This is a genomic window from Mycobacterium ulcerans subsp. shinshuense (genome assembly GCF_002355775.1).
In the GTDB taxonomy this organism is placed as follows: Bacteria; Actinomycetota; Actinomycetes; order Mycobacteriales; family Mycobacteriaceae; genus Mycobacterium; species Mycobacterium marinum.
This window is the reverse complement of sequence record NZ_AP017624.1, coordinates 3,783,826-3,797,492: the sequence shown is the minus strand read 5'-3', so window position 1 is coordinate 3,797,492 and position 13,667 is coordinate 3,783,826. Positions and strand designations below refer to the sequence as shown.

General features: G+C 63.8%; 6 protein-coding genes and 3 pseudogenes. 6 read left to right on the top strand and 3 right to left on the bottom strand.

Features of this window, described 5'->3' with window-relative positions; translation table 11 throughout:
- The first annotated feature begins 80 nt into the window (after positions 1 to 80).
- Positions 81 to 1,268, top strand: coding sequence for a phosphopantetheine-binding protein (locus SHTP_RS17080; RefSeq protein ID WP_231991653.1), 1,188 nt, complete (start codon positions 81 to 83; stop codon positions 1,266 to 1,268).
- Here SHTP_RS17080 and SHTP_RS17075 read toward each other — a convergent pair.
- Together SHTP_RS17075 and SHTP_RS17070 are read right to left on the bottom strand one after the other, a co-directional pair.
- A complete protein-coding gene (locus SHTP_RS17075; RefSeq protein ID WP_420811867.1) occupies positions 1,234 to 2,436 on the bottom strand; it encodes an ISAs1-like element IS2404/ISMul1 family transposase in 1,203 nt (400 codons plus the stop codon). The two genes, SHTP_RS17080 and SHTP_RS17075, sit on opposite strands and share 35 nt — an antisense overlap.
- Positions 2,437 to 2,675: 239 nt before the next feature.
- Positions 2,676 to 5,614, bottom strand: a pseudogene (locus SHTP_RS17070) (MMPL/RND family transporter).
- A gap of 865 nt (positions 5,615 to 6,479) precedes the next feature.
- Between SHTP_RS17070 and SHTP_RS17060 the strand changes: the two are divergent.
- Positions 6,480 to 7,988 (top strand): annotated as a pseudogene (locus tag SHTP_RS17060) (MFS transporter).
- On the opposite strand, the gene SHTP_RS17055 reads toward SHTP_RS17060, so the two are convergent.
- Positions 7,965 to 8,987: an alpha/beta hydrolase gene (locus tag SHTP_RS17055; RefSeq protein WP_096371235.1), complete on the bottom strand. Its 1,023-nt coding sequence runs from the start codon at positions 8,985 to 8,987 to the stop codon at positions 7,965 to 7,967. The pseudogene SHTP_RS17060 and the gene SHTP_RS17055 sit on opposite strands and share 24 nt — an antisense overlap.
- A 196-nt stretch (positions 8,988 to 9,183) precedes the next feature.
- Here SHTP_RS17055 and mqo point away from each other — a divergent pair.
- From mqo to cobO, 4 genes and pseudogenes are all read left to right on the top strand, one after another.
- Positions 9,184 to 10,661: pseudogene (mqo, locus tag SHTP_RS17050) on the top strand (malate dehydrogenase (quinone)); the annotation flags it as partial.
- The gene (locus tag SHTP_RS17045) at positions 10,628 to 11,131 is read left to right on the top strand and encodes a GNAT family N-acetyltransferase (RefSeq protein WP_231991622.1); all 504 of its coding nucleotides are present in this window, start codon (positions 10,628 to 10,630) and stop codon (positions 11,129 to 11,131) included. The pseudogene mqo and the gene SHTP_RS17045, both read left to right, overlap by 34 nt.
- Complete coding sequence (locus SHTP_RS17040) at positions 11,128 to 12,978, top strand: magnesium chelatase subunit D family protein (RefSeq protein ID WP_096371233.1); 1,851 nt, start codon at positions 11,128 to 11,130, stop codon at positions 12,976 to 12,978. Before SHTP_RS17045 ends, SHTP_RS17040 begins: the two co-directional genes overlap by 4 nt.
- 21 nt (positions 12,979 to 12,999) lie before the next feature.
- Positions 13,000 to 13,614: a cob(I)yrinic acid a,c-diamide adenosyltransferase gene (gene cobO, locus SHTP_RS17035; protein WP_011740150.1), complete on the top strand. Its 615-nt coding sequence runs from the start codon at positions 13,000 to 13,002 to the stop codon at positions 13,612 to 13,614.
- Positions 13,615 to 13,667 lie beyond the last annotated feature (53 nt).

The window sequence follows — 13,667 nt, the reverse complement described above, 5'->3', positions numbered from 1 at the left end:
GCCGCACCCGCCTGCTGGACGGCACCCTGGAAGCCGAGGCGCTGCTGGTGGCACGCCTCGAGGACGCGGGGCCGCCGGACGTGCCCGACGACGAACTGGGGACGGCCGGCCCAGTGGTCACATCGGCCGGAGCCTGGCCGGCAGCTCCGGGCGACCCGCTACTGGCGTCGGTGCGCGACCAGGTAGCCGCGGTCTTCGGAATTCGGGCTGCGCGGGTCGACATCGACCAACCCCTCAGTGAGCAGGGCCTGGACTCGGTCGGGTTCGTGAAACTGGCTTCGCGCCTGAGCCAGGCGTTCGACCGGGATGTGCCTCCGGTGGACGTCTTCAACCACCCGACCGTTCGAGGCCTGGCTCACATGTTGAGGGACGCTGAGGTGGCGGGTTGCGAACACCACCCGCCGCAAGCTTTGCTGCAGCACCCCAACCCGGCCCGGTGCGGTCCGGCTGGGGATGGGGACGACGCATCAACCAGGGATTCGTTCGAAGCGCTCCTCAAGGGGGCGATCACCACAGGGCGGATCAGCGAGGGAATGCACTTGCTGCGTTCGGCGTCTCAGCTGCGACTGGCGGTTCAATCCGAGTCCGGCGCCCGGACCTGGCCGACCGCCGTTCCGACGACCTTCACCAGCGGGCCCAAGACTCCCCATCTGATCTTCCTGTGCACGTCGGTCTTCAGCAGCGGAGTGCATAACTATGCAAGAATCGCATCAGAATTCAGGGGAGTGCGAGCCGTCTCGGCCATACCCCTGCCCGGTTTCGCCCGCGGTGAGCCACTGCCCGACTCCCCGGAAGCCGCGGTTGAGTGCCTCACTCGGATCGTCGTCGAACTGGTCGGTGATGAGCCTTTCGTCCTCGCGGGGCAATCATCGGGTGGAAAGTTCGCCTATGCTCTCGGCAAACATTTTGAGGATGTCAGAAATCGCAATTTCGCCGGTGTGGCCTTACTTGATAGTCACAAGGAATCCGATCCCGAACTAACTGAACTTCTCACCATAGAAATACTTTATGACGTGTACGTAGAAAGTGTCGGACAGGATCTATTTCATGCCACCAGGCTAACTGCCGTAGTCAGCTGGTCGGATCTGCTTCCCAATATGTACGATGGGCCTCTTGAATCCGATGTGCTATTCGTGCAATGCACCCGGCCGTGGGTGATGCCTTATGGCGCGGGTGATATTACCTATCCCGCCACCGAGCCTTGGTCGCCATCCAGGGCTCCGGCGTTGTTGATTAGCAGGCTTGTGAGCTGGGGAATTGTGGATTGAGGAGGTCTAGGCGGCGGTTGGCGGTCAAAGCGGTGATCCGGCAGGCTTCGGCGATGTTGTCGGCGCCGTTGAGGCGGTGCAGATTGATCGCGGTGTTGCGTAGCGTTGCTAGGACCTGTGCGCCGTTTCCGGTATGTGCCCTTTGACGGTCTTCGTCGAAGGTGACGTCGCGTATCCAGTGCAGGCTGTTCTCGATTCCCCAGTGTTGACGCATCCAGGTCATGATCGCGGTAGGGCGGGCGTGCTCGAACGGCAGGCTGCAGATGGCATAGACCACCTCCACGCTGCGCTGGTCGGTGGCGGTGATCAAGCGTTCACGAGTGATCCGGATGATTTGTTTTGCGTAGGGGAAGCCGATTCCTCGTGCAGCGGTGATGATTTGCAGGGTGCGGGTCTCGACACGGCCGTGGCCGCGGGAGTCGTCGGTAGCGGCTGCGGGCACCTCGGCCCAGGGCAGCGCGGTGATACGCGCAAGTATTTTGGCTTGGTTGGACTTGACGATCATCAGGTAGTGCGACTTCAAGGTGGCGCAGATCAACTTCGCGGTGACGACCTGGGTATGCATCGCATCCACGGTGACCAGCCACCGCAAGCTACCCGGCAGCAGCGTGAGCAGGGCACGTACGCAGGGAATTTCATTGCTTTTCTCGGCGACAGCGAGTTGACCGAGCACCAATCGGGCACGGTGGGCGAACACCGACACGAGATGCGTGGCTGTCGCTTTGGCGCGTAAAGCACCACGCAGCATCTTGCCGTCCAACGCGATCGGCACCAATCCACTGGGGTCGCTGCTGGCCACGTGTGCAGTGAAGTAACTGCCCATCCTGGCGTTGAGGTCGGCGGGGTCTAGCCGAGACAAAACAGCGCGGAAGGTCTTCTCACTGGGCCGCCGGAACCGGACCCCTAATTGGGCCAACACATCATCGGGAGCGGTGGCCGCCCATGTGGCAAAACCAGCATAGCCGCGCATCCCCGCGGCAGTGGCCAGAACCGCGATCGCCAACAAAGCCATCAGCGAATACCTCCGACCGCGTGGGTCCCTCGGGTCTGGCACCGAGGCCAACACATCGAGAAACTCCGATCCGATGAGCTCGCTGCGCTCACCAGGACTCCAGCGGTCGAACACCTCTGGAACCGACGACACAGGCAATACTGAAACGGTAGGCACGGGCAACTCCAGACCAACGACGAACAGTAACCAACTCGATCGTTCTCCAGATAGCCCGTGCCTACACTCCGGCCCCAATAGCGCGGCACCAAAGATCATCAACCCAGCTCACAAGCCTGCTAATCAACAACGCCGGAGCCCTGGGTCGCCATCGAATACCGTGCGCACGGTCGCGGTGGACCACGTTTCGCTGCTCGTCGAAGGGGCGAAACCCGCAGCGCAGATCCTCGAGGAGTGGATCAGCCGGGGCTGAGGGTCTCAGTCGACAAGGCGCGCAGCCGCCGGGTTTGGTGACGTTCGCCAACTGATGGCAAATGATCCGGCGGATCAGGCCGGCGGGGTTTGACGGCGGTGGGCCTGGTTGGCCGGGTTCGCACCTGCAGCGGCCACCAGAACCAGCGCCCGAGTAGGGCGGCGATGGACGGCGTCATGAATGCGCGCACGATCAGGGTGTCGAACAGCAGGCCCAGACTGATGGTGGTGCCGACTTGGCCGATGATCCGCAGATCGCTGACGATCATCGAGGCCATGGTGATGGCGAACACCAGTCCCGCATTCGTCACCACCTTGCCGGTACCGCCGATCGCACGGATGATGCCGGTATTGAGGCCGGCGCCGATCTCCTGCTTGAACCTGGAGACCAGAAGCAGGTTGTAGTCGGATCCCACCGCCAACAGCACAATCACCGACATCGGAAGCACCAGCCAGTGCAATTTGATGCCGAAAATGTGTTGCCAGACCAATACGGATAGGCCAAAGGAAGCGCCCAATGACAGCGCCACCGTGCCAACGATGACGGTGGCGGTGATAAGGGCTCGGGTGAGGATGAGCATGATGATGAAAATGAGGCACAGGGAAGCGATTCCCGCGATCAGAAGATCCCATTTAGCGCCTTCGGAGAGGTCCTTGGATACGGCCCCGGTTCCGGTCAGATAAATCCTGGAGTCTTCTAATGGCGAGCCCTTCAGCGACTCTTCGGCAGCGGTGCGTATCAAGTCGATGCGGGCAATTCCTTCAGGCCTGTCGGGGTCTCCACGGTGCAAAATAATGAACCGAGCCGCATGCCCGTCGGGGGATAGAAATAGTTTCATTATGCGTTTGAAGTTCGCGTTGGTGAACACCTCGGGGGGGAGATAGAACGAGTCGTCGTTGTTTGCGGTGTCGAACGCTTTCCCCATGGCCGTCGAGTTTGCGCTCAACTCGTCCATCTGGTCGTAGATCCCGATCATGGTGCTATGCATGGTCAGGACGATGTCCCGTACCGTCTCCAGGGCTTCGATCTGTGGCGGGATCTGGGCGGCCGTCAGCGGCATGAGCCGGTCCATGGTTTTCACGTCGCCCAGCAGGTCGGTTAGTTCGTCGCTGATCTTGTCGACGCCGTCGAGCGCGTCGAATATCGATCGCAGCGACCAGCACATCGGGACTCCGTTGCAGTGCTTATCCCAGTAGAAATAGCTCCGGATCGGTCGCCAGAAATCATCGAAGTCCGCAATATGATCGCGCAACTCATCGGTGACATCCTTTATCTGGCCGGTGTCGATGACCGTCTGATGCATCGTGTCCGACATTTGCATCATCAAGTCATACATGCGTTTCATCACGGTGATGGACTTGCCGATCGCATCCGCCTGTCTGAGTAGGTCGTCCATTCGGTCACGTTGATAGTTGAGATTTTGCATCTGACTGGCGTTTTGCATGCTGATCTGAAACGGGATCGACATGTGATCCATCGGCTTTCCTTCGGGCCGGGTTATCCCCTGGACACGGGAAATCCCGGGAATCCGGAAGATTTCCTTTGCGACCTTGTCCAAGACCAGAAAGTCGGCTGGATTCCGCAGATCGTGATCCGACTCGATCAGCAACGCCTCGGGCTTCATCCGCGGCTGAGAGAAATGTCGATCCGCGGCGGCGAATCCCTGGTTGGCTGGGGTGAAGCCCGGGGTGTAGTCCCGGTTGTTGTAGCTGGTCGTGTACGCGGGCAGAGCGAGCAGACCGATCAGCGCGATTGCGATCGTGGCAGCCAGAACGGGCCCCGGCCAGCGAACCACGACGGTGCCGATCCGTCGCCAGCCGCGAATCTTGATCATGCGTTTGGGGTCGAATACCCCGAAACGGCTGCCGATGGCAAGCACCGCCGGTCCTAACGTCAGGGCGACCACCACCGCTAGCAGCATCCCGACCGCGCAGGGGATACCTAGCGTTCGAAAGTAGGGCAGCCGGGCCAGGCTGAGGCAAGACGTCGCCCCCGCGATCGTCAGCCCCGAGCCCGCGATGACGTGGGCGACCCCCCCGGGTACATCGTGTAGAACGCCGTCTCGCGGTCTTCGCCGGCCTGGCGGGCTTCCTGATAGCGCCCGATGATGAAGATCCCGTAGTCGGTGCCGGCGGCAATCGCCAGCGAAGTCAGCAGGCTCACGGCGAAGGTGGAAAGCGCAATGGCCCCGACCTGCCCGAGTAGCGCGACTACTCCACGGGCCACCGTGAATTCGGCTCCGACGGTGAGCAATAGCAGGACCACCGTGAGCGGCGAACGGTACACCAAGAGCAACATGATGAATATGACCGCGGCGGTCGTGACGGTGATTCTCGCCAAAGACCTGTCGCCACTGTGCTGCATGTCAGCCACCAGTGCCGCCGTCCCGGTGACGTAGACCGCGATCCCGGGCGGCGGCTTGGCGCCGTCAACGATGCTGCGGACAGCTTCGACGGATTCGTTGCCCAGCGGCTCACCCTGGTTGCCGGCCAGATTCAGCTGGACATAAGCGGCCTTGTCATCGGCACTCTGCGACCCGGAAGCGGTAAGCGGATCTCCCCAGAAATCCTGGACGTGCTGCACGTGCCTGGTATCGCCACGCAACCTACGGACCAGATCGTCGTAGTACTTGTGGGCTTCGGTGCCGAGGGGCTGGTCGCCTTCCAGAACAATTGTCACGATGCTGTCGGAATCCGATTCCTTGAACACCGCCCCGATCCGGTGTATAGCCGGCATCGCCGGCGCGTCGCGGGGAGTCAATGACACCGAATGGTTTTCTCCAACCGATTTCAGTGAAGGCACGAAGGCCGCGATGATCGCGCAGACGGCTAGCCAAAACAGGGCGATGGGAACCGCGAATTTGTAGATCGACCGTGCCAGAATTGATGGTTCTGTATCTGTGTTGTTGAGGTATTTGCCACTCACGCGTGCTTCGCTAGATCGATTGTGTCAAAGATGGTGCGATGAGTACCCCCTGTCGCCCATCTCTTATTGCCTGATGTGAATAGACAGTCGATGTCGGATTCCTTCGTCGCGATGTTTGTCGTCAACGCCGCAGCCCTGCGGATGGGGCGGCCCATGAAACGCTGACCGCTACTCCTCCTGGTCGGGCCGTCCTGCCGGGGTTTGTCATCGAAGGACGATCCCATTTATGCACGCCAGAAGCTGAATAAACGCGGGCTCGTACCAAGCTGGTTTGCAATCGGAAGTGACGCCCTGCCCGGGATATTCGAATTAGATTCTTGAATTATATTCTCGAATTACGTTCTTGAATATGATTCTAGTATTGGGGCACTATCCTCGGTATCGGACTGGCGATAATCGGCTCGCTGAACATGTTCGATTCTACGCTTGATGGCGAGGTTGTATGTCGATATCTGTAAACAATTGTTGAGTTTGCTGGTGATTCACGCAGTGGTTGCTTTCTCGCGGAGATAGGCAAGATGTTGTCAATTTGTCAGATTTGCATAGCAGCGTCTTTCTGCGGGGTAGAGTCACGGGCTGGACTTGCCGACGCATCATCGACGTTGGCTTCCGTTCGGGGAAATATTCGGTCGGGACGTGCGCGAATATTGCAGCTGTTTCAGATCGAGCCGCGGCGCAGGTATTCATCGGTTCTCGCCGATGCTCACCGAGTGACTGGAAGGGGCGCAGCGATGTCATTGCTGGTGATGGCCGCCTGGGTGCTGCATCGGGCTGGCTCGGCCGGGCCCGTTACGGCCACCGCGGCCCGCGCTGCTGGTGGTGGCCAGGTCGAAGTAGCGCCATGACGCGGGGGGAGACGCGAGCCGTGCCGGCAAGTCCGGGCATCCGCTGCAATGCTGTGCCCGTCCAAACCCATCGCGACACGCTATGGGCGATCGCCATTGGCATCTTCATGACCTCGGTGGACGACACCGTCGTGTACGTCGCCAACCCGAGCATCATGGCCGGGCTGAACACCAGCTATCAATGGTGATCTGGGTGACCAGCGGCTACGTGTTGGCCTATACGGTGCCGTCGCTGGTCGCTGGTCGCTGGTCGACTTGGTGACCGGTTCGGCGTCAAGAACCTCTACCTGGCCGGATTGGCGGTGTTCACCGTCAGCTCATTGTGGTGTGGCCTGTCGGGCACCATCGAAATATTGATAGCGGCTCGGGTGGCCCAAGGCATCGGCGCCGCGTTGCTCTACACACAGACATTCACCATCGTCACCCGGGCTTTCCCGCCGGAACGTCGCGGAGCGGCGGCGACCGTTTGGGCGGCGGCCGTCGGCTTCGGCAATCTGGTCGGTCCGCTGCTCGGCGGCGCGCTGGTCGACACCCTTGGGTGGCAGTGGATCTTTTTCGTCAATATCCCCGTCGGCATCGTCGGATTGGTGCTGGCCGTGCGGTTTGTGCCCGCACTGCCGACGCACACGCGCCGGTTCGACCTGATCCGTGTGGGGCTATCCGGACTCGGCTTGCTCCTCATCGTCTTCGGGCTGCAGCAGGGGCACGCGGCCGGCTGGTCGCCATGGATCTGGGCGATGATCGCCGTGGGCGTCGGGTTTGTGACCGTATTTGTCTACTGGCAATCGGTGAATACCAGCGAGCCGCTGATCCCGCTGCGGATCTTCGGCGATCGCAACTTCGCCCTGTGCAGCTTCGGTGTGGCGGTGATCGCGTTCGTGGCGGCGGCGATGATGCTGCCTGGCGTGTTCTATATGCAGACGGTGCGGGGCTTGTCGCCGACTCGTACGGCGCTGCTGATGGCGCCGCTGCCCATTGTCGTCGGCTTGTTGACCCCGTTCATCGGCAAGATCCTGGATCGGGCACACCCGCGGGCGGTGGCCGGTTTCGGCTTCTCAGTGGTGGCCATCTCGCTGATCTGGTTCTCGATCGAGATGGCCCCGGCAACCCCGGTTTGGCGGTTAGCAGTGCCGATCGCTTTCCTTGGCGTTGGAATGGTGTTCGCCTGGCCTGTGTTGACGGTTACCGCCACCCGTGACCTGCCGGCGGAGCTGGTCGGTGCGAGTTCAGGGGTATACAACGCGGCTCGGGCGTTGGGCGCCACGCTCGGCAGTGCCGGGATGGCGGCGTTGATGACATCACGCATTGCCGCCCAGGCCCCGGCCATCCACGACGACGCGCATACCTCTGCGGCGGCGGCAACCGAAGGCGTCGCCCTGCAGCTGCCCGAGTTTGCGCGCGAGCCGTTCTCGGCCTCGATGTCGCAGTCACTGCTGTTGCCCGCGTTGATCGCACTGCTCGGCGTCGGCGCCGCCTTGTTCATGTCCGACTTGCGGGCGCCGCGGTCAACCCTTGCGCAAGGGCTTTGATGGGTCGGCGTCGATAGTCTCGAGGTAGTGGTCCAGCCAGCGGTCCAGCTGACGATAAGCGGTCAGTCGAGGTTGTGGCAGGGACAAGAACACATCGTGTTTGGCGTCCGGCACCGGAATGACGGTGCTGCGGTTCCCGATGCAGCCGGCCCAGCGGGCGATTTGTGTGACGTCGAGAACCGCGTCGCCGCGTTCTACGGCGGTCGGGTCGGCGCTGTCGGGCACGCTGTGGTCCGAACGCAGGATCAGATTGGGCACGCCGACGTCCAGCCCCCGATGCAGCCGCGCCTGGCCGCGGCGTATGGCACTGAACCAGCCGGCGGTGACGGGAAAGCCGCCCAGCGGTTTCCACTGCAGGTTGAAGTCGAACTCGCCGTGGTAGTCCCGGTGCAGGCCGGAGCCGTAGCCGGGCTCACCTCGCGCTCGGAGCACCCACATGGGGCGCACCCGCGATACCGCGCCGATCGCGGCGGAAATCACGCCCAGGCGCAGGACCGCCGCGCCCTGCAGGTCCAGCCACGGGCTGTTGAGCACCAGGCCGCCGACGCCCCCGTGCGCACCGAGCCGGCGCCGACGCAGCCGGTCCAGCCATAGCGACACGATGAGCCCGCCGGCCGAATGCCCGTAGACGAGGACCTTGGTGGCATCTGCCGCGCCGGTGTGCTCGCCGATGATCGCCAAGGCGCGCTGCAGTTCGACGTCGTATTGCGCCAGGTCGGTGGTGAAGTGCGGGGTTTGGCCAGGCCGGTGCGAGCGGCCGCACTTTTGCAGATCCAGCGCGTAAAAGGCGAAGCCGCGGTCGGCGAAGTGGTCGGCCAGAGCGGTATTGAAGAAGTAGTCGGTGAAGCCGTGCACCGCCAGAACCGCGTGTGCCGAGGGCGCGGCGTTCGCCCGGCGGACCAGGGTCGCGACGATGTCGCCCTCGTCGACGGGATCGGGTCCGAGCGGGATCGTGTACTGCTCATAGCCAGGCAGTACATCGGGTACCCAGCCGCTCACGAGGTCAGCTTAGAGGCGATCACCGAAGCGCGGGCGACTAGGTGGGGCAGCGGCGTTTGCTGGTCTGCGCCGTCGCAATTGCGGCCTGCGCCCCGAGGTCTGCCGGCTCGACGGCAGCGGTTTGGGTGGGGCCCATGCCCGGCGGGATAACCTGAGGACCTGCACAACCGCGCGAACACGAAGGACCAACGATCCGGTGTCAGAGTCAGCCAGAACCGACGTCGTGCTGGTGGGCGCGGGCAGCATGAGCGCCACGCTGGGCGCGATGCTGCGACGACTGGAACCGGACTGGTCGATCACCCTCATCGAGCGCCTGGACGCCGTCGCAGCAGAAAGCAGTGGCCCCTGGAACAATGCCGACACCGGGCACTCCGCGCTGTGCGAGTTGAACTACACGCCACAGCGACCCGACGGTTCCATAGACATTTCCAAAGCGGTGCGGATCAACGAGGATTTTCAGGTCACCCGCCAGTTTTGGGCGTACGCGGCGGAGAACGGCATCCTCAACGACGTGCGCAGCTTCCTCAACCCACTCCCGCACGTGAGCTTTGTGCACGGTGCCGAGCGGGTCCATCAGCTGCGGCGGCGTCGCGACGCGCTGGCCGGCAACCCGCTGTTCGCCGGCGCCGAGTGGATCGACGACCCGGACGAGTTCGCCCGCCGACTGCCTTTGATGGCCGCCAAACGTGTTTTCTCCGAACCGATTGCGCTCAACTGGGCCGCCGACGGTACCGACGTTGATTTCGGCGCACTGTCTCGACAGCTCATTGGCTATTGCGTGCGCAATGGCGCGGTGGCCCTGTTCGGTCAGGAGGTCCGCAATCTGGTTCGACAGCCCGACGGTGGTTGGATGCTGACCGTGGTCAACCGGCGCACCGGCGAAAAGCGCAAGCTGAAAACCAAATTCGTGTTTGTCGGTGCCGGGGGCAACGCGCTGTCGTTGCTGCAGCGGTCGGGCATCAAGGAAATCAACGGTTTTGCCGGCTTTCCCATCGGCGGCCGGTTCTTGCGTACCGCGAACACGGCGCTCACCGCGGCACACCGGGCCAAGGTGTACGGCGTTCCGGCGCCGGGGGCCCCGCCGCTGGGTGCGTTGCACCTGGACCTGAGGTATGTCAACGGTAAGTCCTGGCTGATGTTCGGGCCGTTCGCCGGATGGTCGCCGAAGTTCTTGAAGCGCGGCCACTTGCGCGACCTACCTGGTTCGATCAAGCCCAACAACATACTGTCCATGGTTGGCGTCGGTGTCACTCAAGTGACACTGTTGAACTACCTGATCGGCCAGCTGCGTCTCTCCGAGCCCGACCGAGTCGCGGTGCTGCGCGAGTTTGTTCCCAGTGCAGCGGATTCGGACTGGGAATTGATTGTGGCAGGTCAGCGAGTGCAGGTGATCCGTCGGGACAAGCGCAATGGTGGTGTGCTCGAATTCGGTACCACGGTGGTCGGCGAGGCCGACGGCAGTATTGCGGGACTACTTGGGGGTCGCCCGGGGCCTCGACGGCGGTGCCGATAATGCTTGAGGTGTTACAGCGATGCTTTACCCATCGGTACCAGTCCTGGCTGCCAGCACTCAAAGAGATGGTGCCGTCGTTGGGGGCGAACTTGTCTGAAGAGCCGGTTTTGTACGACGAGGTGCGGTCCTGGAGCAGCAGGGCGCTGCAGCTGGATGCGTCAGGAGCGAAGCGCTGCGCCGTTTCTGGGCCAAAGACCTTGACGTACCAACCCTTTACGAATTGCTCAAGTTGCGGGTCGAGGTGTTCGTGGTCGAGCAGGCCTGCCCCTATCCGGAGCTGGACGGCCGTGATCTGCTCGCCGAGACCCGCCACTTCTGGCTGGAAACCGCCGATGGCGAAGTGATTTGCACGTTGCGGTTGATGGAGGAACACGCCGGGGGCGAGAAGGTGTTCCGGCTTGGCCGGCTGTGTACGAAACGTCAGGCCCGCGGGCACGGGCACTCCACCCGGCTGCTGCGGGCAGCCCTGGCCGAGGTTGGCGACTACCCGTGCCGGATCGACGCGCAGGTCTACCTGGCCGAAATGTATGCGCGGCACGGATTCGTTCGTGACGGGGACGATTTCATCGACGACGGTATTCCGCACCTGCCCATGTTGCGGCCCGCACACGGTCCCGCGGCGCAGTCATGAAGGCCTATCCATTCAGCGCGATCGTTGGACACGACCAGATGCGACTGGCGTTGCTGTTGTGCGCCGTTCGTCCGGAGATAGGCGGCGTGCTCATTCGCGGCGAGAAGGGCACCGCGAAATCAACAGCCGTGCGCGGGCTCGCCGCGCTACTGTCCGCCGCTACCGGCAGTTCCGGTCCCGGGCTGGTCGAAATGCCGCTGGGAGCCACCGAGGACCGGGTGGTCGGCTCGCTGGACCTGCAGCGCGTCTTGCGCGATGGCGAACACGCCTTCGCGCCGGGACTGCTGGCCCGCGCCCACGGGGGAGTGCTCTACGTCGACGAAGTGAACTTGCTGCACGATCATCTGGTCGACATCTTGCTCGACGCCGCCGCGATGGGGCGGGTGCACGTCGAACGGGACGGCATCTCACATTCGCACGAGGCCCGCTTCGTCCTGATCGGCACGATGAATCCCGAAGAAGGCGAACTGCGTCCACAACTGCTGGACCGGTTCGGGCTGACCGTCGACGTGCACGCGTCCCGCGACGTGGACGTCCGCGTGGAAGTCATTCGCCAGCGGATGGCTTTTGAAGCCGACCCGGACGCCTTCTGTGAACGCTATGTCGGCCCCGACGCCGAGCTGGCCCGCCGTATCGCCGAGGCGCGGGACATCGTCGACACGGTCGTGTTGCCCGACCACGAATTGCGCCGGATCGCCGCGTTGTGCGCGGCGTTCGACGTCGATGGCATGCGAGCGGATCTGGTGCTGGCCCGAACGGCCACCGCTCATGCGGCGTGGCGCGGCGCACCGGCCGTCGAAGAACAAGACGTGCGGGTCGCCGCGGAACTGGCATTGCCCCATCGCCGTCGTCGGGACCCATTCGACGATCACGGTATTGACCGCGACCAGCTCGACGAGGCACTGGCACGGGCCGGAGCGGAGTCGCAGGGTTCGCCCGAGCCGGAGCCCGACCCGCCGGGTGGAGGCCAGTCAGCCGGCCAGGATTGCCCTCCTCAACAACAGAACTCGAACTCCAGGCCCCAGCAGGCGCCCAAGCCCAGCGCCGGGCCGTCCAAGGTGTTCCGCACCCGCGCGCTGGTTGTGCCCGGGGTCGGCGAAGGTGCGCCCGGGCGGCGCTCGCGGGCGCGCAACGGCTCCGGCAGCGTGGTAGCGGCCGCCGACGGTAGTGACAGCAATTCCGGCGCCCGTGGGTTGCACCTGTTCGCCACCTTGCTCTCGGCCGCCGAAAACGCCACCGGATCGGGGCCGCTGCGCCCGCAGGGCGCCGACATCCGCCGGGCGGTGCGCGAGGGGCGTGAGGGCAACCTGGTGATCTTCGTCGTGGACGCTTCGGGATCGATGGCTGCCCGGGATCGGATGGCGGCGGTCAGCGGCGCGACCATGTCGCTGCTGCGCGATGCCTACCAGCGCCGGGACAAGGTCGCGGTGATCACGTTCCGCCAGCATGAAGCCAAGATCCTGCTGTCACCCACCTCGTCGGCGCACATCGCCAGCCGGCGGCTGGCCCGGTTCGACACCGGCGGCAAGACTCCGCTGGCCGAGGGTCTGCTGGCCGCGCGCGAGCTGGTGATCCGGGAGAAAGTACGCGACCGTGCCCGCCGCCCGCTGGTGGTGGTGCTCACCGATGGACGGGCCACCGCCGGGCGGGACCCGTTGGGCCGCAGCCGAACCGCCGCCGCTCGGCTTGTCGCCGAAGGCGCCACCGCGGTGGTTGTGGACTGCGAGACGTCGTATGTGCGGCTCGGACTGGCCCAGCAACTCGCCCGCCATCTCGGCGCGCCGGCGGTGCGGCTCGAACAGTTGCACGCCGACTATTTGGCGCAAGCCATCCGCAGCGTGGCCTGAACTCGCGGAAGGCAACTGCTTATGCCACAGGGAAATCCGGCCCAAGTCCCCGACGACGGTCTCACTACCCGACAGCGGCGCAACACCCCGGTGCTGGCCGTGCATACCGGTGACGGCAAGGGCAAGTCGACCGCGGCGTTCGGAATGGCGCTGCGGGCTTGGAACGTCGGCTTGGATGTCGCGGTATTCCAGTTCGTCAAGAGTGCCAAGTGGAAAGTGGGCGAGGAGACGGCGTTCCAACACCTCGGCCGGTTGCACGACCAGCAGGGGATCGGCGCGGCCGTCCAGTGGCACAAGATGGGCGCGGGGTGGTCCTGGTCACGCAAGGTCGGCAGCGACGACGACCACGCGGCCGCAGCAGCGGACGGCTGGGCCGAGATCGCGCGGCGACTGGCGGCGCAGCGCCACCAGTTCTACGTGCTCGACGAGTTCACCTACCCACTCAAGTGGGGCTGGGTGGACGTCGGGGAAGTGGTGGACGTACTGCTGGCGCGGCCGGGGTACCAGCATGTGGTGATCACCGGGCGTGATGCCCCCGCGCAGCTGATTGCGGCCGCCGACCTGGTCACCGAGATGACCAAGGTCAAACACCCGATGGACGCGGGGCGTAAGGGGCAGAAGGGCATCGAGTGGTGAGCATCGCCCCGCCCCGGTGCCGCGAGCGTGCGTGTCGGCACAGCGACACGCCG